The organism is Mucilaginibacter kameinonensis (assembly GCF_003675385.1).
GTDB lineage: Bacteria > Bacteroidota > Bacteroidia > Sphingobacteriales > Sphingobacteriaceae > Mucilaginibacter > Mucilaginibacter kameinonensis.
The window spans coordinates 326,339-346,907 of the sequence record NZ_RCWZ01000004.1 but is presented as its reverse complement, the minus strand read 5'-3'; the positions used below and the strand labels follow the sequence as shown (position 1 = coordinate 346,907).

General features: G+C 44.4%; 14 protein-coding genes. 6 read left to right on the top strand and 8 right to left on the bottom strand.

The window, feature by feature from the left end; genetic code table 11:
- Positions 1-4: 4 nt before the first annotated feature.
- The 5 genes from EAH55_RS19800 to EAH55_RS19780 are packed head-to-tail and all read right to left on the bottom strand — an operon-like array spanning position 5 to position 5,883.
- Entirely contained in the window at positions 5-1,570 is a 1,566-nt protein-coding gene (locus tag EAH55_RS19800) for a sodium:solute symporter (RefSeq protein ID WP_121811180.1), read from the bottom strand.
- Positions 1,567-2,733 (bottom strand): four-carbon acid sugar kinase family protein, encoded by a 1,167-nt coding sequence (locus tag EAH55_RS19795; protein ID WP_121811179.1) that lies wholly within the window; start codon positions 2,731-2,733, stop codon positions 1,567-1,569. Before EAH55_RS19795 ends, EAH55_RS19800 begins: the two co-directional genes overlap by 4 nt.
- Positions 2,734-2,736: 3 nt before the next feature.
- Positions 2,737-3,777: a 4-hydroxythreonine-4-phosphate dehydrogenase PdxA gene (pdxA, locus tag EAH55_RS19790; protein ID WP_244228261.1), complete on the bottom strand. Its 1,041-nt coding sequence runs from the start codon at positions 3,775-3,777 to the stop codon at positions 2,737-2,739.
- Positions 3,774-4,706 (bottom strand): dihydrodipicolinate synthase family protein, encoded by a 933-nt coding sequence (locus tag EAH55_RS19785; protein WP_121811178.1) that lies wholly within the window; start codon positions 4,704-4,706, stop codon positions 3,774-3,776. Before EAH55_RS19785 ends, pdxA begins: the two co-directional genes overlap by 4 nt.
- Before the next feature lie 10 nt (positions 4,707-4,716).
- Positions 4,717-5,883: an iron-containing alcohol dehydrogenase gene (locus tag EAH55_RS19780; RefSeq protein WP_121811177.1), complete on the bottom strand. Its 1,167-nt coding sequence runs from the start codon at positions 5,881-5,883 to the stop codon at positions 4,717-4,719.
- 419 nt (positions 5,884-6,302) lie between these two features.
- On the opposite strand from EAH55_RS19780, the gene fbp reads away from it, so the two are divergent.
- The 6 genes from fbp (at position 6,303) to EAH55_RS19750 (ending at position 16,332) form a co-directional block, all read left to right on the top strand.
- On the top strand, positions 6,303-7,346 hold the full coding sequence (gene fbp, locus EAH55_RS19775) for a class 1 fructose-bisphosphatase (RefSeq protein WP_121811176.1): 1,044 nt from the start codon (positions 6,303-6,305) through the stop codon (positions 7,344-7,346).
- A 138-nt stretch (positions 7,347-7,484) separates the two neighbouring features.
- Positions 7,485-9,950 (top strand): TonB-dependent receptor, encoded by a 2,466-nt coding sequence (locus EAH55_RS19770; RefSeq protein ID WP_121811175.1) that lies wholly within the window; start codon positions 7,485-7,487, stop codon positions 9,948-9,950.
- Between the two features lie 189 nt (positions 9,951-10,139).
- Complete coding sequence (locus EAH55_RS19765; RefSeq protein WP_121811174.1) at positions 10,140-11,099, top strand: family 43 glycosylhydrolase; 960 nt, start codon at positions 10,140-10,142, stop codon at positions 11,097-11,099.
- 15 nt (positions 11,100-11,114) lie between these two features.
- Positions 11,115-13,070, top strand: coding sequence for an alpha-L-arabinofuranosidase C-terminal domain-containing protein (locus EAH55_RS19760; RefSeq protein WP_121811173.1), 1,956 nt, complete (start codon positions 11,115-11,117; stop codon positions 13,068-13,070).
- Positions 13,071-13,098: 28 nt separating this feature from the next.
- Positions 13,099-15,240, top strand: a complete 2,142-nt coding sequence (locus tag EAH55_RS19755) for a family 43 glycosylhydrolase (RefSeq protein WP_121811172.1) — start codon at positions 13,099-13,101, stop codon at positions 15,238-15,240.
- Positions 15,241-15,444: 204 nt separating this feature from the next.
- Positions 15,445-16,332, top strand: coding sequence for a helix-turn-helix domain-containing protein (locus tag EAH55_RS19750; RefSeq protein ID WP_121811171.1), 888 nt, complete (start codon positions 15,445-15,447; stop codon positions 16,330-16,332).
- On the opposite strand, the gene EAH55_RS19745 is transcribed toward EAH55_RS19750, so the two are convergent.
- Genes EAH55_RS19745 through EAH55_RS19735 form a run of 3 tightly spaced genes read right to left on the bottom strand, consistent with a single transcriptional unit; the run spans position 16,317 to position 20,500 of the window.
- The gene (locus tag EAH55_RS19745; protein ID WP_121811170.1) at positions 16,317-17,135 is read right to left on the bottom strand and encodes a sugar phosphate isomerase/epimerase family protein; all 819 of its coding nucleotides are present in this window, start codon (positions 17,133-17,135) and stop codon (positions 16,317-16,319) included. The genes EAH55_RS19750 and EAH55_RS19745 overlap by 16 nt on opposite strands.
- Complete coding sequence (locus EAH55_RS19740; RefSeq protein ID WP_121811169.1) at positions 17,125-19,635, bottom strand: alpha-L-rhamnosidase-related protein; 2,511 nt, start codon at positions 19,633-19,635, stop codon at positions 17,125-17,127. The genes EAH55_RS19745 and EAH55_RS19740 overlap by 11 nt, the downstream gene beginning before the upstream one ends.
- A gap of 49 nt (positions 19,636-19,684) precedes the next feature.
- Entirely contained in the window at positions 19,685-20,500 is an 816-nt protein-coding gene (locus tag EAH55_RS19735) for a phytanoyl-CoA dioxygenase family protein (RefSeq protein ID WP_121811168.1), read from the bottom strand.
- Positions 20,501-20,569: the final 69 nt, after the last annotated feature.

Here is a 20,569-nt window from a genome sequence, read left to right as displayed (position 1 = left end):
TAAATTATTTGGTAAGCTTTCCGGCGCGTTTGGCCTCAAGCCACCCGCTGAAAAGGAGGTTTTTATTTAACTCGGGTTTAGGGAAAAACAAACTGGCCAGGGAGCCAACTATGATCACCACCAGATGGCTGTATACACCGAGCATGTATTTATGCTGATTGAAATTATATTTGCCCAGATCAAGCAGGATATGTTTATCATCACCCAAACCAATTTTGGCAGATGTTAAAAACGCGTAACCGGTAAACAGGATGCAGGCAATGATGCCGATGTTTACCCCCTGGCTATTTGCCCTGCTGCTGAACAGTCCCAATAAAAAGATCCCAGCTATACCACCCGAAAAAATGGCGTAGAGGGTAAACACAATGCCCAATGCGCCTTCATCGCCGGCAAGCATATATAGGGTAGCTATACCCATAGCACCGAAACCGGCCAGTACTACTATCCATCTCCCGGCTTTTAGGTAATCCTTATCTGATTTATGAGGCCTGAATTTTTTGTAATAATCTTCCACACCAATGGCCGAAAGACAGTTAAGATCTGCTCCAAGGCTGGAGATAGCTGCCGAGATCAACGCTGCCAATATCAATCCTACAACGCCGGTAGGTAGTTGGCTCATGATAAAATAAGGAAAAACCGCGTCGGCTTTAATACCTGCAGGTAGTGGGTTTTGCTGATAATAGGCAAATAATGCAGTGCCAATAAACATGAACAAAGCCCATAAAGGCACGGTAAGCGCCACTCCTAATATGGATGCGCGAATAGCTGCTTTGTCGGTTTTAGCAGTCAGGTAACGCTGTACCATGGTTTGATCGGTTCCGTATTTCTGGATGGCGTAAAACACGCCGTTTATAGCCATTACGATAAAGGTGAGTTTCTTGAAATTCCAGGAGTAGGGGCCGAAGTTATTTTTGTGGTTAACGCTGGCAATATGCCAAAGCTCTGGAAAGCCCCCTTTTATCGAACAAATAAGAATGATGAACGATGCTATGCCGCCGCCTATCAGCAGAAAACCTTGTACCACATCAGCCCAAATTACGGCCTCAATACCGCCAATAAGTGTAATGACAATGATCACAAATCCTATAACCCAGATAATGGCAAAAGTATTGGTATTGGTCATGTTGGAGAGTGCCAGCGCCAGCAGGAAAAACACGGTCCCCATTTTTGAAAAGTGGGTGAGCACAAAACTGATAGAGCTATAAAAGCGGGCAAACAGGCCGAAGCGTTTTTCAAAATACTCGTAGGTGCTTACGCCTATCACCTCGCGGTAAAGGGGGACTATGAACCAAACCATCAGCAATAAAACTACCGGAACCATTAAGCCCTGAACCAACAAGATCCAATTGGATGCAAAACCCTCGCCGGGATAGGCCAGGAAAGTTACACTGCTGATGAGGGTAGCCATTAACGACATGCCTATGGCCCAGGCCGGGATAGAGCCGCGCGATACAAAATATTTTTTGGTGGAGTTTTGTCCTTTTGAAAATTTGAGACCGATGGTTAATGAAATGGCCAGTGCCAGGGCGATGATAATATAATCTGCCAGGTGCAGGGTTTCATGTTTCATATGCAGGTATAATTGTTGGTTTCCCAAACGGGAGCAGGCCAGGGGTAGCTGCCCGGTTTTAAAGTTAAACATAATTGGTTATTGCCTGCTATGCGCATATGAATAACTCCGGGAGCTATTAGTTTTGAGGGATATAATTTTTTGATGTTTAAACGCTCAAGTATGGCCCAAGCGGTTGCGCCACCCTCAATCAACAATTCGTGGAGCGAAGTGTGGTCAATAACCTGTTTTACTATATCCGCCATTTTGTGGCTTAGTAATACCGGGTCTACTTTAATATGCTTAATAAAATCGGGGTTTATGGCTATGATGGCATTGTTGCCTGCTACAATGCTTGATGCCACGTGACTGGCAAAAAGGGCATGCACATTATCACCGCTGGTTTCGGCGCAGATGGTTGCCGCGGGGACATAATGTACGGGGATATTGTTGTGCCGGCCATCACTTAGGTTTAACTTACCCTGATAAAACGTACTGCCGAATACAAACAGCCGTCTGCCGGTAGTTTCGGGATCAATAGTTTCAACCTCTTGCGGAGCGGTTAAAGATTCGAGCAGTGAGGTAAACAAATTTGCTGAGCCTGCCAAAACGGTATCGCTATCCGTTTTACTTACCCAATATTTAAGATCATCTTCGTCATTGGCTGCTCCTATAATGATTCCTGTCGCTGGTAGCTTGTCATCTTTTTTAATCAACCGGATCTTTTCATCGGCTCTTAATAATTCAATAATATTTGAGCTTAAGGCCGGGAAAGTTGGATCGTTGGCGAAATCACTGAGGTGGATAGGTGCGCTGTTGTAGTGGAACGTTTCGCCGATAAGTTTTTTGGAATGATGAGGATTGCCGGGTATAATCAAAGCCCTTTTTAAACCTGATGCTGCAAGCTGGCTTTGCAATTCCTCAATAATATGGCCCCGTAAAACCGAATCTATCTTTTTAAAAATAAATCGGGGTTTCAATCGCTGTAACTGAACGGTAAGATCATGAACAATCTCCTTTGCCCGGGCTTCAGTAACTGAACGGGTATCGGTAGCTATGATCAGCAGATCTGCATCGCAGTATTCATCAACAGTGGTGCTCACCTCGGCTCTTAACCCGTGGTTGAGGCCTATGCCCGCCAGTTCGGCGGCTCCCGTTAAATCATCTGCAATTACAGCGATCATAGCTTATACTTTTACTCTATTTTTGCTCAATTGCACTGCCGACTCGATAGCCAGTATCATGGCGTCGCTGCTGGCAATCCCTTTTCCGGCAATTTCAAAAGCGGTACCGTGGTCCACCGAGGTACGGATGATAGGCAGGCCCATAGTTATGTTAACGCCTTTTACGCTGTCCATCTGCTGTTTTTCGGCATTCCATTTAAAGCCGGTAAGCTTGAAGGGGATGTGCCCCTGATCATGGTACATAGCCACGATACCACCATAATACCCGGTTGATGCTTTGGAAAACAAGGTATCGGCAGGTACCGGGCCATCCACATCATAACCTAATTTTAGAGCCTCCTGCACAGCCGGAAGGATCTCAAATTCATCTTCTGTACCAAACAAACCCGAATCACCGGCATGAGGGTTAAGTCCGGCTACACCTATCTTCAGGTTCTTCTCGCCCAATGAAATTAAACCATCCTGCAATAGTTCAATCACTTCAATAATGCGGTCTTTTTTTACCAGGTCACAAGCCTGTCTTAATGAAACATGGGTTGATACGTGGATCACCTTCATGTTATGCTCAACCAGCAACATGGCATATTTTTTTGTGCCGGTGTAATGCGCGTAGATTTCTGTATGCCCGGCAAAATGATGCCCGGCTTCATTAATTGATTTTTTGTTGATAGGGCCTGTTACCGTAGCGTCAACTTCACCGCTAAGTGCCAGTTCAATAGCTTTTTTAACCGCTTCAAACGAGGCATTACCTGCCATAGCCGAGATCTCGCCAAAGCGCAGCTGTTCCATATCTACATTTTGCAGATCATAAACATCGGGTTTGCCAAACTCAAAGTTGGCCTTGCGGATATCTTTTATGGAGCTGATGCGTGCCTCTAAACCTAATCGTTTTATGATATCAAAAAATACCCCGGTATCACCTATAATCAATGGACGGCAGATCTCAAACAACCTTTCGGTAAGCAGGGCTTTAACGGCAATTTCTGGGCCAATGCTTGCCGGATCGCCCATAGTTATCGCTATGATGGGTTTCTCGGCTATCATTGGTATATCGGTAAGCTAAGGTTTTCAACATTAAGCATGCTTTGCAATTTGTTTTGCAACTCGGTGGCTTCAGCCTCGCTCACTTTTAACAGCGGCGGCATCATGTACGAGCGGCACAAGCCGGCACTTTGCATTAATGATTTTAGTGCCGCTAATGATTCGCCCAGCAGGCGTTTGCCCTGGTAAATGTCGCCAACCAGGTTGGAGTGCCTTTGCAATAGCAATGCTGCCGCTTCATCATTATTGTCGGCCGCCACTATCATTTTGTAATAAATATCGGGGAAAAGGTTTCCGGTACTTGGTACCAGGCCGTCGCTGCCTGTAAACAGGGCATGGGCAGATTGTGCGCCCCAGCCCAGGAAGTGACTGAAATCGGCCCGGCCGGCCCATAATTTAAGCGAATCCTTCAAACGGTCGTGGTTACGTTCCGAATCTTTGGTACCAACAATATTATCGTGATGGCTTAATTCATCGAGAAGATTTAGGTTTATAGATACATTGGTTGTAGCCGGTATATTGTAAACTATCAGCGGGATAGGTACCTCGTTAGCCAGCGTTTCAAAGTATGTTTTAATTTCGTATTCAGTTAAAGTGAAATAGGCAGGTAGATGGGCTACAGCAACGTCAATACCTTCATCGGCACAACGTTTGGCCAGCTCAATTGAATCGGCCAGGCAATTTGAGGAAATGCCCGCATAAAGCAATCTGCCGGGCTGCCTTACCGATGTTGCCAGCTTAACAAAATCAAGTTTAAGATCGTTTGGTAAGGAGGCCGATTCGCCGGTGGTTCCCAGTATAAAAGGTACGCCGCCGTAGTTGAAAATATTGTCGAATATCTTTTCAACCGCTTCGTGATCAAGTTTGTAGCTATCGGTCAGTGGCGTAATTGATGGCACTACCAGGCCATTATATTTCTTTTTTAGTTTCATTTATGATGTATTAATAAGCAGCCTCGTAAATGGTTACAGCGTCATCTATGGTTATCGGTCGCGGGTTGTTTTTGAGCAAGCGCGTAATTTTCATGGCGTCGGCGGCCATTTGCGGTATGGTGTTTTTATCTATATCTATTTCTTTCAGGGTTGCAGGGATGCCGCAATCCTTAATTAATTGGCGGATCTTTTCTACACCTGCATGAGCCGTTTCAAAATCGTTGATGCTACTGTTACAACCCAACGCGCGTGCAATTGCTGCATATCTTTCCGGCGCTGCAGGGATATTGTATTCCATTACAAAAGGCAGCAGTAAGGCATTTGATAAGCCGTGAGCGATATGATACATGCTGCCCAGCGGATAGGAGAGCGCGTGAACACCCGCCGTATTAACCGGGCCCAAGCAAAAACCACCCATTAAACTGCCAATGGCCAATTGGGTTCGGGCATCTTCATCGGTACCATCGTTTACCGCTTTAACCAGGTTGCCGGCTATCAATCTAATACCTTCAAGGGCGTACATATCAATGAATGGATGCGCGTATAGATTGGTATAAGCTTCAAGGCAATGGGTTAAAGCATCAAGACCGGTAGCCGCGGTAACCTCTGGCGGGAGACTGATCATCAATGCCGGGTCAATGATCACCACATCCGGAACCAGGTATGGGCTTATGATCCCTTTTTTCTGATTGTCCGCATCGTCTATCAATATGGCGTTAGGTGAAGCTTCGCTGCCTGTACCGGCTGTTGTAGGTACGCAGATGAGTTTTTTATTACGATTTTTAAGCAGGCCCATGCCCGTGATCTCAGCCAGTGTCTGATCATTATCAATCTGCGCGGCTATCAGTTTAGCTACGTCAAGCACACTGCCGCCGCCAATGCCTATGATCACATCTGCATGAGTGTTTTTAACATTTGCAAGCAGATCTTCAAAATCTTTAAAAGATGGCTCCCTTACTATCGATGTATCAACATGAACGGTAACTCCGGCTCCCTTGAGCAGAGCTAAAAGCGGCTCAAGTTTATCTAAAAGCGGGCTGATGGTAACTATCAAAGTTGATTTATAACCCTGGCCAACAACCTCATCGGTTAGTTTTAAAAGCGAGTTTTTGCCAACAATTACCTGGCCTGGAAACCGGATAGTGATGTCGCGATAAGGATGTAAAGTTTGCGGCATATACTTATAAATTATAATAGCAGGCCTTAATTAATTGGTTTTGATATAAAACAAAGATGGATACTGCCGTCTCCCATTTTCATCCAACCGTTATCCAATTATTGTACGATATTATCAAAAGGAATACGCGCTTGTTACCGGTTATGATATTATCTGCCTGTAATCGGTATTTACAAGCCTGGACAGAGGTAAACGTGCGCTAAAATAGCGGGGGACGGGGCATGACAGTTAGGGGGCTTAAGGCCGGTAACTTAGCAAAAAAGTTGATTATGAGAGAATAGGACGCAGTTTGATCCTGCCGGGTCAATATTGTTATTCCTATTTGTCGCTAATGACAACGCCGCATCCTAATTATAAACAACCCGGTCTACGGCCGGCATTTTTTAATATTTCTGTTAACCGATTAAATACACATCCTCATGAAAAGAGTAATAACGTTAGGACAATTTATTATAGAGAAACAGGCTGATTTCCCTTTTGCCAAAGGCGAGTTATCAAGGCTTTTACGCGATATCGGCATCGCTGCTAAAATTGTAAACCGCGAGATCAGCAAAGCCGGGCTTATAGATATTATTGGCGAAACTGATTCGGTAAACTCTCATGGCGAGCGTCAAAAAAAAATGGATGTTTATGCCAATGAGCAATTTATTTCGGCATTACGAAGCGGGGGCGAGTGCTGTGTAGTAGCTTCGGAGGAGAATGACGAGCATATCCTGATAGAATCGGAAATCTCCAAACATGCCAAATATATTGTAGCCATCGATCCGTTGGATGGTTCATCAAATATTGACGTAAATGTGAGTGTGGGCACTATATTTTCCATTTACCGCCGTAAATCTGTAGACGGTAAAGCTACTTTGCAGGATGTACTGCAGAAAGGTACTGAGCAGGTAGCCGCCGGTTACGTGATCTACGGATCATCAACCATGCTGGTTTATACTACAGGTAAAGGGGTTAACGGCTTTACGCTTGATCCTTCAATTGGGGAGTTTTGCTTGTCGCACCCTGATATAAAAATGCCGAAAGATGGTAATCTGTATTCGATCAATGAAGGATACTATACGCATTTCCCCTTAGGCGTAAAAAAATACATCAAGTACTGCCAGGTTGAGGACGAGGCCACCAGCCGCCCTTACACCTCACGCTACACCGGATCAATGATAGCCGATATTCACCGTAACCTGATTAAAGGCGGTATCTTCCTTTATCCAACTACAGCCCAGTATCCAAACGGAAAATTGCGACTGGTTTATGAGTGCAACCCGATGGCCTTTATTGTGGAACAGGCCGGTGGCCTGGCATCTACAGGCTATGACCGGATCCTCGATTTAGATGTGAATGAACTTCATCAGCGTTCGTCTATTTTTATAGGCTCCGAAAATATGATTAAACGGGCAGAAGAGTTTATGCTGGCCTTTTCTCCGCAGCAACCATCTATAGCTCCGCAAAAGAAAGTTATCTGATTAATAAATAGTTTCGGTTTGCAGGCTTGGATCATTTGTAGTGACATATGCTATAATTTTATTTTCTCTAATTTAAAAATTAGGTAAGACTAATTTTTTTTATTTGTTTTGTATATTATTTAAGATATGCTAAAGCGAATGAAAATATTATCTATACTATGCCTTTTGTTGATCCCAAGTTTGGTTTCTGCGCAGCATGGCTCCCTTAAAGGGAGATTAACCACCGGTAGCGAGCCGCTTTCCTTCGCTACTGTCGCGCTTTCCGGAACCGCTATTGGGGGCACCACAAATGATAAAGGTTATTATCATTTAAAAAATGTTCCGGCAGGTACATATACCATTGTTTTTTCGAACATAGGATATGTTACCGAACGCTATAATGTGAACATAAAGCCTGATGAGGTTGCCTTATTGAACGGCAATCTGAAAGAAAGCAGCTCTAAACTGAATGAGGTGACCGTAACCGGGGTATCACGTAAAACCGAATTAAGGAGTAACCCCATACCCATAGCGGTAATGACCCGGAAAGAGATGGATCAAAATGTGAACAACAACATTATTGATGCTATTGTAAAAGGCGTGCCTGGCGTAAACGCGGTTACCACCGGGCCCAATATTTCCAAACCGTTTATCAGGGGATTAGGCTATAACCGTGTTTTAACCTTGTATGACGGCGTACGGCAGGAAGGGCAGCAATGGGGCGATGAACATGGCATTGAGATAGATCAATACGGTATTGGTCGCGCGGAGGTAGTGAAGGGGCCGGCAAGTTTAACCTATGGCTCGGATGCCCTGGCGGGGGTGATCAATATGATCCCTTACCTGACTGCAGGCGAAAACCGGGTTTTAAAAGGCGATTACACTGCCGATTACCATACCAATAACGGCATGATAGGCACTTCGCTTGGCTTATCCTACAGAAAAGATGATTGGCGGTATGCTTTCCGGGCAACCGCGAAAGCTGCACATGATTATCAAAACAGTATTGATGGCTATGTGTATAACACCGGCTTTCGTGAGTTTAACCTGTCGGGAATGACCAGGGTTGATAAAAAATGGGGCTACTCGCAAATAGCGGCGACAGTTTACGATAACCGCCAGGAAATACCCGATGGCAGCCGTGACTCGCTTACCCGGCAGTTTACCAAACAAATAGCCGAAAGCAGTAACGATAATATCAGGAACAGGCCAATTGTAAGTAATGATGAGTTAAGATCATACAGCATAACCCCGCTGCATCAGCGTATTCAACATTACCGTGTATACGCAAACAATGAGTTTAAATTGGGCGAAAGCAGCAGTATCAATGCTTCGCTTGGTTTACAGCAGAGTATCCGCAGGGAATATAACCACCCTACACAGACAAACCAGCCGGGTTTATATGTTGTGCTTAATACACTTAATTACGATGTAAAATACAATCTGCCGACTATAGCAGGTATTGAAAGTACCCTCGGGTTGAACGGCATGTATCAAACCAACCGCAGCAAGGCTGCAACAGATTTTCCCATCCCGGATTATAATCTTTTTGATGCGGGGACTTTCTTTTTCGCCAAAAAAACTATCGGGAAAGTTGATATTTCAGGCGGCATCAGGTATGATAACAGGCACATTAGCTGGCATGATTTTTACGTTGGGCCGAATCCTAAAAATGGGTTTGAACAGCATGTGATATTACCGGATACAGCAGGCGCTCATTTGCAGTTCCCTGCTTTTAAGCATGTATACCAGGGCGTATCGGGCAGTTTGGGTATAACCTATAATATCAGCGAACGCCTGCTGTTTAAGGCGAATATCGCCAGAGGATACCGTGCGCCCAATATTACCGAAATCGGCTCCAACGGACTCGATCCCGGCGCGCATATCGTATACTTAGGCAATCGTAGTTTTAACCCCGAATTTAGCCTGCAGGAAGATTTGGGCTTTATTGCTTACCTGAAGGACGTGGACCTGATTGCCGAACTGTTTAACAACCATATCAACAATTATATTTACCAGGCCAAACTCACTGATGCCGACGGCAATCCTGTGGTGATTGTTCCGGGTAACAGTACCTATCAATACCAGCAAAGCAGTGCCCGATTATACGGGGCGGAATTTACGCTTAATATGCATCCGCAGAATATCAAGTGGCTGGCTTTTAATAATAGCCTGGCTTATGTAACGGGTATCAACGGCAACAAACAACTCATTGATGAATCTAACGGTGCAGCTAAATACCTGCCTTTTATCCCACCGCTGCATATCCGGTCGGAGTTTAAAGTGAGTTTACAAAAGGCTTACGGTGCTTTTTCAAAGATCTACTTCAAAGCAGAAATGGATGCATACACCACACAAAACCGCTACTATGCCCTGGATAACACCGAAACCGCCACACCAGGCTACGCGTTGTTTAATTTGGGCGCGGGAGCTACCATCAAAAATAAATCGGACAAAACCATCTGTGAGCTTTTTTTACAGGTTGATAACCTTCTTGATAAGGCTTACCAATCAAACCTTAACCGCTTAAAATATTTTGAATACTACCAGTCATCGCCAAACGGGCACCTCGGTATTTATAACATCGGGCGGAATGTTAGTTTTAAAGTGGTTTTTCCGTTTTAATGAATCTGTGTTAAGAATCTCGAAGCGAGAAGATTTACGAAGTTTTTAAAACTTCGTAAATCTGGTTTTACGGCTCTCGATTCTAACTGAAAACCAATTCTCCAAAATAAATGGATAAAATCCTGCTAAAAATTAGTTAATTGTTAAAATAACACTTAATATTGGGTTTCCTTTTTTAACCTTTTAATTATGATGAAGCGTGTATCTTTCTTTTTTACCTTCATGTTGCTTGGTGTGGCCGCGCTTGCTCAAAAGCAAATGATCCCGAACCCGATAACAGGAGGATACTTTGCCGATCCAACCATAGTGAAAGATAAAGGCCATTATTTCATTTACGCTACCATTGATCCCTGGGGTGCTAAAGAGTTAGCCGTATTGGAAACTACCGACTTTACTAAATTTACACGTCATCATATCAACTGGCCTACAAAGGAAGCTTGCACCAGCCCCACTTCGCTCGATGAAATGGTTTGGGCGCCATCAGTAGTAAAAGGTAAAGACAATAAGTTTTATATGTATGTAGCCGTAGGTGGCGAAATATGGGGAGGGGTAGGCAATACACCGTTTGGTCCCTGGAAAAACCTGAAGAAAGATAACACCCCAATGGTGAAATCAACGGACTATCCAAATGTGCATAACATCGATCCGGATTGTTTTATTGACAGTGATGGCAGTATTTATCTTTACTGGGGTTCGGGATATAAATGGATCAACGGACATTGTATGGCTGTAAAGCTGAAAGATGATATGGTTTCGTTTGATGGAGCCCCTAAGGATATTACTACACCTCATTTTTTTGAAGGTGCGCATTTGGTGAAACGTAATAAAACCTATTACCTCATGTTTTCGGAAGGTAAAGCTATTGATGCCAGTTACCAGGTTGGTTATGCCAAAGGAAACAGTCCGCTTGGCCCGTTTCAGGAAGACGAACACCGGGTCATACTCAGCACCTCTGCTGATAGTACTGTGATTGGCCCCGGTCACCACACCACTTTTATTGAAAAAGGGCAGCGCTATATTTTATATCACCGCATTTTTCCTCAAAAGGAATCTTTTGTATTAAGGCAGCTTTGCCTGGATAGTTTGAATTTTGATTCAAACGGAAATATCAAAAAAGTGAGTACTAAAGGTGTTCAAAAGTTTAACTAAACCAGATATAAATTTATGCGCTACGGCTTCGTTCTCACCGCTTTGTTATTGTTTGGTTTTGCGGCTAATGCTCAAAATAAACCTAAAAAGATAAGCCCCGACCTTTTTGGGATCTTTTTTGAAGATTTAAGCTATGCGGCTGATGGTGGCCTTTATGCCGAACTGATTCAAAACCGCTCATTTGAATATAGTCCTGCCGATAACCGGGACTGGAACTCACTGACCGCCTGGAAGTATCAGACCGATGGTTTTGGTTATGGAACTATTTCTGTAGAAACGGCTGCTCCAATCCATCCCAATAACCCGCACTATATCTTACTTGATATTCAGGATGAAGGACAAAAAGGCGTGGGGCTTGAAAATTCCGGCTTTGACGGCATACCTGTAAAAGCCGGTAAAAACTACGATTTTTCGGTTTTCCTGAACGTAATATCCGGTGAATCATTACCGGTAAAGGTTGCGCTTGTGGATAAGAATGGAAAGGAGTTGGGTTCATCGTCATTTACAGCGGCAGATAAAGGCTGGAAAAAATATGCCGAGCAGATCCACGTAAATTTTGATAATGACAGTGCTAAACTGGTACTGTTAATTAAAGCGAAGGGGAAAGTTGGGATTGATATGGTGTCCCTGTTCCCCGAAGAAACTTTTAAAAATCATAAGAACGGGTTGCGGGCAGATCTGGCACAGGTTATTGCCGATATAAAACCAAAGTTTATGCGTTTCCCCGGCGGCTGTCTTACCCATGGTGATGGCGTTGCCAATATCTATCGCTGGAAAAACACCATCGGTCCGGTTGAGCAACGGGTAGAACAACGTAACATCTGGAATTACCATCAGTCGGTAGGGTTGGGGTATTTTGAATATTTTCAGTTCTGTGAGGATATTGGCGCTAAGTCGGTGCCGGTACTTGCGGCGGGTGTGAGTTGCCAAAATTCAGGCGGTACCTGGAGAATAGGCTCGACAGGGCAAAAGGGTATCCCGATGGATGAGATGAAAGCTTATGTGCAGGATGTGCTTGACCTGATTGAATACGCCAATGGGCCTGCCACATCTACCTGGGGCGCTAAACGCGCCGCGGCGGGGCACCCGGCTCCATTCAATTTAGAATATCTTGGTATAGGTAATGAAGATAAGATCACCGGTGTATTTGAAGAACGTTTCCGGATGATCTATGACGCGGTTCACAAGGCTCATCCCGAAATTAAGATCATTGGTACAGTAGGCCCAAGCCCCAACGGCGAAGACTTTGAGAAAGGCTGGAAGCTGGCCTATCAACTGTCAGTTGGTATTGTTGACGAGCATTACTATGAAAAGCCGCAGTGGTTTTTGAAAAATACTGCCCGCTATGATAGCTACAACAGGCGAAGGTCAAAAGTTTACATTGGTGAATATGCTTCATGGGGCAATACGCTTTATAACGCCCTGGCCGAGGCTGTATACATGACCCATTTAGAACGCAATGGAGATGTGGTAAGGATGGCATCATACGCGCCGCTAATAGCGAGAATTGGTCACACATCATGGAATCCCAACCTGATATATTTTAATGGTACCAAGGTTTTCCCAACGGTAAACTACTATGTTCAGCAGCAATTTGCCGCAAACGCGGGCGATGTGTATTTGCCGGGTATGATAAAGCTCAAAGGCGAAAAGGCTACGCTTGATACAACTGCTGGAGCTTCATTTGTAAAAGACAGCGCTACTGGTGATATTATACTGAAGATAGCTAACGCTGGAAGCACCCAAATTTCGGGGCAGGCTGATCTGTCGGCAATTGGTAAGTTACCCGAATCGGCTACGTTAACTGTAGTTTCCGGTAACCCGGAGGCAAAAAACAGTGCCGATAATCCTCAGGCTGTTCTTCCTCAATCATCAACCATAAAATTGCAAAAGAAATGGGCTTTCACGGTGCCTGCTTATTCACTAACGGTTGTCAGGATAAGTGTCGGAACAATAAGAAAGCAGAAATAATCATCTAAAAAATCCAACCAATATATACATGAAAAAAATAGTTTTACTGGGCGTTTTATTCAGCTTTTATACGGCGGTAATCGCGCAGCCGCAGCAAAAATTCAGTGCCTATCTCTTTACTTATTTCACAGGTAATAAAAGCGGCGAAGCCATTCGTTTTGCTTTGAGCAATGATGGTTATCACTTTCGTGCGTTGAATAATAATCACCCTGTTTTAAATTCGGCCTATATCAGCGTTACAGGTGGCGTGCGCGATCCGCACATTATGCGCGCTGCTGATGGGAAAACTTTTTACATGGTGGCTACCGATATGAACACCGAAAAATACGGTTGGGGCCCAGACTATTCGATGGTGTTATTAAAATCAACCGATTTGGTGCACTGGTCATCAAAGTCAATTGATATTACTAAAACCTATGAAAAATTTGCCAGGGTAAACAGGGTATGGGCCCCGCAAACTATTTATGATCCCGAAACCCAAAAATACATGATCTACTGGTCTATGCGTTTTGGGAACGAGGCTGATAAAATTTATTACGCTTATGCCAATAAGGATTTTACAGGTTTGGAAGCTGAGCCTAAACAGCTCTTTTTCAAACCTGATGGCGGAGCCTGTATTGATGGTGATATTGTTTATAAAGACAAGAAATATTACCTGTTTTTCAAAACCGAAGGATCTGGTGCCGGTATAAAAATAGCCGTTTCGGATAAACTGACATCGGGTTATGTATTGCGTGATAAATATGTACAACAAACCAAAGACCCGGTAGAAGGTGCCGGTACATTTAAATTAAACAACGGCACTGGCTATATTTTGATGTACGATATGTACACGCAGGGCAAATACCAATTTACCCGCACCACAGACCTCGAAAACTTTAAACTGATTGATGACGAGGTTTCCATGAATTTCCACCCTCGTCACGGTACCGTAATGCCAATTACTGCAAAAGAAGCCGCTGCCTTAACCGCTAAATGGGAAACCGCCGAAGATGTGATGCTCTCGGCTGTTAACAAGCAGATAAAAACTATCAATATCGTGGTTGATTCTGCAAATTACAAGGTTCATCTGCCAGTGAAACCTGGCACCGATCTGAAATCATTTGATCCGCAGTTTACGTTATTCCCCGGCGTTACTATTAGTCCGTCAAAACCGCAGGATTTTACCAAAGGGCCGGTTAAATATTCGGTAACTATAACTGGTAAAAAGGTGCAGGTTTTTGAAGTTACCGCGCAGGAACTCCATAACACAGCTATAGCCGGTTACTACGCCGATCCAGAGATATTATATGCCGAGAAAACAGGTAAGTTTTACATCTACCCAACCAGCGATGGTTTTGATGGCTGGTCGGGCACTTATTTCAAGGCTTTCTCTTCGGATGATATGGTTAACTGGAAAGATGAAGGTAAGATCCTTGATTTGCCAAAAGATGTAAGCTGGGCAAAAAAGAATGCCTGGGCACCTTGCATCATCGAGAAAAAAGTTGGAGGCGAGTATAAATATTTCTACTATTTCGCTGCCGCGCAAAAGATAGGTGTAGCTGTCGCGAATGATCCTACAGGGCCGTTTACTGATTCTGGCAAACCATTATTGGCTCAATTGCCCGAAGGTGTTAAAGGCGGGCAGCAAATTGACGCCGATGTGTTTTCCGATCCGCAAACCGGCAAAAATTATTTGTACTGGGGCAACGGCTATATGGCCGTGGCCGAATTAAATGACGATATGGTTTCGTTAAAACAAGGTACTACCAAAATCCTGACACCTTATTCGCATTATAACGAGGGGACTTATGTATTTTATCGTAAGGGGACTTACTACTTCATGTGGTCTGAAAATGATACCCGTAGCCCGGATTACAGCGTACATTATGGCACTGCAAAATCGCCTTATGGCCCAATCGAAATTCCCGAAAACAACATCGTGATTACTAAAGATGCAGCCAAGGGCATTTACGGTACCGGTCATAATTCGGTGATACAAATACCGGGTACTGATGAATGGTATATCGTTTACCATCGCTTTAATTATCCTAAAGGCATTACCATGGGCGATGCCGCCGGATATAACCGCGAGGTATGCATCGATAAAATGGAGTTTGACGATAAAGGGATGATTAAACAGGTGACGCCTACCCATGAAGGTATCCAGCCTGTACACGTAAAAAAATAAGCCGACAGATTTACTGTAGCGTAAATAATTAACCGGCCCGGAGATGATCACTCCGGGCCGGTTTGGTTTTATAAAATATCAAAAAGTGCAAACAATTGTGAGTTTTGGTATGTGGCTTATTCGTATTTTTATAAAATCGCTATCGTTTTGGTCAAAACTCAAGGCTGACCAAAAGGAACCGCTAACCAATGTGAATCTGTACTAATGTTGAAGAATTATTTTAAATATCTTAACGTAAGTGAGCTTGAAGAGCGATGGGGGATTTATGTAACTACGGTAGGTTATTCTAAAATTGAGCCTAACGATAATTACCCCAACCAGGTTCATCCCGAAAGCCATCAACTAACCTGGAACCGGGGCCGTATACTTAATGATTATTATATCGTATTCATTTCAAGAGGTAAAGGCGTTTATGGTTCAGCGCTGACCAAGCCGGCTGAAGTTGTTGAAGGTACTTGCTTTTTCCTGTACCCGGGCGTATGGCACCGGTACAAACCCGATCCGGGCTCTGGTTGGGAAGAGTTTTGGGTGGGCTTCAATGGTTTTTATGTGGAACAGCTGATGAACAATGGCTTTTTTGATAGGAAGAACCCGCTTGTGCCTTCCTGTTTGAATAAGGATATCCTGGCGCTGTTTCATAATTTGGTTGAAAGTGTGCGTTCATCATTACCGGGCTATCCTCAGCAAATATCAGCCATGACCTTACAATTGTTAGGCTTGATCAGCAATATCATTCAGCACCATGAGTATAATGATGATCCGGTAGGTAAGTTGATCTCAAAGGCGAGGTTCATCATACAGGAATCATTTGAGGATACGCTGGATATGGAAGAGCTGGCAAAGGCCTTGCCTATGGGGTATTCATCATTTCGTAAAGCTTTCCGGCGTATAACAGGCGTTTCGCCGAACCAGTACCATCTTAACATCAGGCTGGAACGGGCAAAAAGCCTGCTCATGACCACCGTACTAAATACCAGCGAAATAGCCGACCAAACCGGCTTTGAATCGGTGTTCTATTTTTCGCGCTTGTTTAAAAAGAAGAATGGCGTTTCGCCTACCGAATTTCGCAAAAACGCTCAGGCAGTACAATAACGTTTTCGTAGCAGATCTTTCATGAAGCAATTAACACCGAACTGATCGGCAACGGGTTTGTTACTGAATGGTATGGATGGCATGTAGGGTTGTGGGCCAAACTCGGTTGTTATGGGCAGTATTGGCGTACCTATTAGTTTATTGTGTGCTATTATCCTGTCCCACCAACCCAGGAAATGATCAAGGGCGTATTGCCATTCGGGCGCTGCTGGATCGGGTACTTGCGGCCCTTCTTCAAAACCCACTCTTGAATGAATATGACGGCTGCGTTTGATGGCCTCGTCCATTATTCCGCCAAAATTTTGCAGCATACTTTCGGTAACGCATACCCAATGCGAAAAATCAGCAGTGATGGCAAACTCATCTTGCAGGCTAAATAACTCGGCTGCCATCTGTGGTGAGTAGCCCGACCGACCGCGATGGGTTTCATGGGCCACTGTGATGCCTGTTTTGGCAGAAAATTCCTGTGCCGCGTTGATCAAGTCGAGGTTTTCCCGGATTGAAAAATAGTCCCGCCCTGTATGCGAATTAATGAGGATAGGGCCAGGCTCAGCGCATTGGTACAGGTTTTTGATAAATGATTCCCTGAATTTTTTGAATGTACTGCCTTCTGCCTCGTGCTGATGCGTTACGATAGCCAATTGGTGCTCTTGCAGGTAATCATACAAAATACTCTGATCTGCCTTGTCGGTAGGTATCCAGGTATCTACGCCATCATAGCCCGCAATCCTGATCTTGTCCAAAAAAGTTTTCAGTGGCAGGTGCTCATGCCCCCATAGTGGACTTAAGATCTTAATTTGCATGGCTGATACTGATGTTTTCAGAAGCTGCTGAAGCGATACGGTTAAAAGAAAGTTCTCCCTTGGTATCGCTTTTTTTCGTCGCTATGATCTTTCCGGCTACAGCCACAGTATAATCTTCATTGGGTTTTAGTTTGCTAACGCGATAGGTGAGTGGTGCCGCTGAAGATGTGCTTTTGCTTTGTACCCATTCTATTTTGCCATCGCTCCAATTGTTAATTTTGATTGTTAGCGACTTATTTGAGGTTACCGTCAGAGCCGCCTTGTCTTCATTTCCGTTAAAATAAGATAACTGATTTGCGGTGGCGTTAAAGCCAAAACTTTTAGGACTTATCACCTTAAATTTATGGTTTGATACGGTATAGCTGTCAATATCAAGCCCGATGGTTAAACGCTGTCCCTGGTAATTATATTTGAGCTCGGTACCCGCCAGCTCGGGCGTAATATGTGGATCAAGATAAAAGCGGTTATAAAGCGGGTTTATACCGTAAATGGCCTGGTACAAACCTACTATGCTTAAACTATTGCCCGATAAAATATCATCTCCCCGGCCATCCTGTTTCTGACGACCATAGCGTTGATAGGCGAGACCATCTTTGCTGTATTGCTCCAATACGTTTTTTACATATTTAACTGCCAACGTTGGATCATAGCTTGCATAAGCGGCAACAGCCACTGATCCCCATGATAAAAACAAGTCGCCATTTTCATATTCAGGGAAGGGGAACTGGTATTCTTTTCCTTCAGCAGGTTCATACGAGGTCATGGCTAAAGGCCAGAAAAACAGTTTCTCGCGCTGCATCTGGGCTTCTATATTGTCCAAAATCAATTTTGTACGGTTTTTATCATCGCAGATGCCATAGGCTATTGCCATGAAATTAACCGGGGTAATCATATTGCGGCCATGTATGCTGTTGTCCTTGTCGCGCCAGTGCACATAGCATTGTTTTTCCTCATCCCATAAGCCACCCTCGCTTGTTGGTTTATTGAAGCTGGCTTTAAGCTTGGCTGCAAAGTTTTCGTAATAGCGGGCTTTTTCAGGGTTGTTGAGCTGGCGTTCTACAACGGCCCATTCCACAAGCGCGTGATAAAGTTTGGCGTTTACAAAAGCGTTTTCGTAGGATGCCCAGATGATATCAATCCAATCGCTGCTTTTCTTTTGATTTTGCGAATCGGTCATCATTTCAACCAAACCATTGTTGTTGCCGTCACGCTTCATGATCCAGGCCAGGGCTTTTTCACAGGATGCCTGATGCGTTTTAACCCATGCTTTATCTCCGGTCATGTTATAAAGCTCGGCTACGTTGGTTACAATGTCCGGGTTGGAGTCCATCAGAATGCCCCATTGGGCTTCATAAAATCCATCTTTATTAAACTGGCCCGGAGCAGCATCCTCATTGGTGTAAGCCCAGCGCGAATAAACCCTTCCGTCGGGTTGAATAGCATGGTCGCGGTAAAAATCCAGACAGCTTTCGTAACCTTTCAGATAAGCCGGATCATTAATACCCAAGCCCAATTGCCCGATATATTGTTCATGCAGGCATATCGGCCCGTAAGGCGTAGCCCAGCTGTTGCCGCCAAAATGCAGGGAATCAATAACGCCAATGCGGGCAATGGTACCTAAAACGGCGTTAACCTGCGCGCCGTTTAATCCTGCCAGTTTACCACGGCCATATTTATCGTTATAATCAAAATAGCTGAAGGTTATGCTCTGGTTGTTTTTAAGGGCCGGTGCCTGAAATGGTGCCCATACATCGGTTCGTTTCCGGAGAAATAACCGGCGATTGGTGCCGCTGTCTGATTTGGGGATCATCTGTTTATCCGAAACCGTTACGGAATAAGCAAGTTTATCATCATTAGTACGGGTATATTTCATGGCAACCGCTTTACCCGGAGCATTAACAGTAATGTTTAGCCCATTGCCCGTTTTGCTGTTCCAGAAATTGGTTGAGCGGGTATGTACACCATAAGTGCAAAGCTTCTCGTTAAACAAATAAAACCAGGCCAGGCCGCCATAACCCTGATAAGCACCCTCCCAGGTATTGATATTATCAAAATTGATGACAGGCATAGCGGCCTCCTCAATTTTGGCTGCTTTGGAAAAAGTCCGCTCTACCTGCCAGGTAATATCGCTGCCTTTTTTTGTAAAGATCCAGTTTTCGGTAATGGTTAAATCTTTATCACCATACTTGATGCCGTTGAGCGTTGTCTTTCCTGCCGATTGCTGCAGCACCGGCTTTGCGTTTAAATGCAGGCTCGAATAAACTTTTCCATCCACCTTAACGGATGTAAAAACACCATCAGCATTGCTTACCACCTTTTGCCCGTTTACACTCAGCGATGTGATTTGCGCTTTACCACCATAAGCAAGCCTTATGGCAATTTTAGGTGTGCTGATGGAAATGCTTTTATCGTCGGCAATGGTATCGGCTTTGCTGCCTATAAATGAGAAAAGCAAAAGCAGCGTCAGCAGCAATGGGGTGATGGGCTTTTTGGTGAACATAGGTTGGCTTATGAGGTAAAAACTGGATATGTGGCTTTAATTGGCTAAGTTACTTTGTACGGCTATATATCAAAGGGTTGAGCCTGTCGTTATTTAACAGGTCACCAACCTTTATGTTGGCGACATCCGCATCGCTTATAATATTTTGTATGCCGTTGTAGGTATTACCGTCGGGCATGTAGGCGCAGGTCATGGCGCGCCGGTATCCGGGTGTCATATTAGCGTGCGCGCCGTGTATGGTAAGACCGTTATGAAACGAGCAGCTGCCCGCTTTCATGGGCGCGGCTACCGATTTGCTTCCTTTAAACTCCGGGTAGGTGGTGAAAATAGCGCCCATGTTTTTGCCTATGCCCGGGTTTTCAAATGTAGTTTGATGATAAGAGCCTGGAATGAAGAACAGGCAACCGTTTTCGTAAGTAGCATCATCCAAAGCTACCCAGATAGATAAAGCCCGCCGGTCGCTGAATGACCAGTAGGGGGTATCCAAATGCCATGATGTAGGGTTGGCCCATGGCTTTTTGATCAGGGCCTGATCATGCCAGATCCTGATACCATCAATATCTGCCAGTTGGGCTGCCATTTTACCAAGGCGCTCATCAAGCATGATCTGTTTTATGCCCTCATTATCCTGCCACAGGTTTATCAGCTGGTCAAAAACGTTATCGTAATAGGCTTTGTCGGCATCGTCGCCTTTGCCATATACTTCTTTTCTGTCGGGCATTTTATTGCCGTTTCTTTTGGCAACCGCCGCATCCAATGCCTCCCGCCAAAGGGAAAGTTCATCGGTACTTAAAAAATCTTCTATCACCAGGAAACCGTCATGGCGGTATTGCGCAACCTGTTGTTGCGAAAGCTCATTTTTCATTTAGGTCTTGTATTTTATGGTTTACGGTTTCAAAAGTATTTCAAATGAAAATTTGACAGTTAGCACAAG

What these genes read in the sequence shown, in the direction of transcription:
- EAH55_RS19800 (WP_121811180.1), bottom strand. Translation starts at nt 1,570, where the DNA reads ATGAAACATGAAACCCTGCACCTGGCAGATTATATTATCATCGCCCTG.
- EAH55_RS19795 (WP_121811179.1), bottom strand. Translation starts at nt 2,733, where the DNA reads ATGATCGCTGTAATTGCAGATGATTTAACGGGAGCCGCCGAACTGGCG.
- pdxA (WP_244228261.1), bottom strand. Translation starts at nt 3,777, where the DNA reads ATGATAGCCGAGAAACCCATCATAGCGATAACTATGGGCGATCCGGCA.
- EAH55_RS19785 (WP_121811178.1), bottom strand. Translation starts at nt 4,706, where the DNA reads ATGAAACTAAAAAAGAAATATAATGGCCTGGTAGTGCCATCAATTACG.
- EAH55_RS19780 (WP_121811177.1), bottom strand. Translation starts at nt 5,883, where the DNA reads ATGCCGCAAACTTTACATCCTTATCGCGACATCACTATCCGGTTTCCA.
- fbp (WP_121811176.1), top strand. Translation starts at nt 6,303, where the DNA reads ATGAAAAGAGTAATAACGTTAGGACAATTTATTATAGAGAAACAGGCT.
- EAH55_RS19770 (WP_121811175.1), top strand. Translation starts at nt 7,485, where the DNA reads ATGAAAATATTATCTATACTATGCCTTTTGTTGATCCCAAGTTTGGTT.
- EAH55_RS19765 (WP_121811174.1), top strand. Translation starts at nt 10,140, where the DNA reads ATGATGAAGCGTGTATCTTTCTTTTTTACCTTCATGTTGCTTGGTGTG.
- EAH55_RS19760 (WP_121811173.1), top strand. Translation starts at nt 11,115, where the DNA reads ATGCGCTACGGCTTCGTTCTCACCGCTTTGTTATTGTTTGGTTTTGCG.
- EAH55_RS19755 (WP_121811172.1), top strand. Translation starts at nt 13,099, where the DNA reads ATGAAAAAAATAGTTTTACTGGGCGTTTTATTCAGCTTTTATACGGCG.
- EAH55_RS19750 (WP_121811171.1), top strand. Translation starts at nt 15,445, where the DNA reads ATGTTGAAGAATTATTTTAAATATCTTAACGTAAGTGAGCTTGAAGAG.
- EAH55_RS19745 (WP_121811170.1), bottom strand. Translation starts at nt 17,135, where the DNA reads ATGCAAATTAAGATCTTAAGTCCACTATGGGGGCATGAGCACCTGCCA.
- EAH55_RS19740 (WP_121811169.1), bottom strand. Translation starts at nt 19,635, where the DNA reads ATGTTCACCAAAAAGCCCATCACCCCATTGCTGCTGACGCTGCTTTTG.
- EAH55_RS19735 (WP_121811168.1), bottom strand. Translation starts at nt 20,500, where the DNA reads ATGAAAAATGAGCTTTCGCAACAACAGGTTGCGCAATACCGCCATGAC.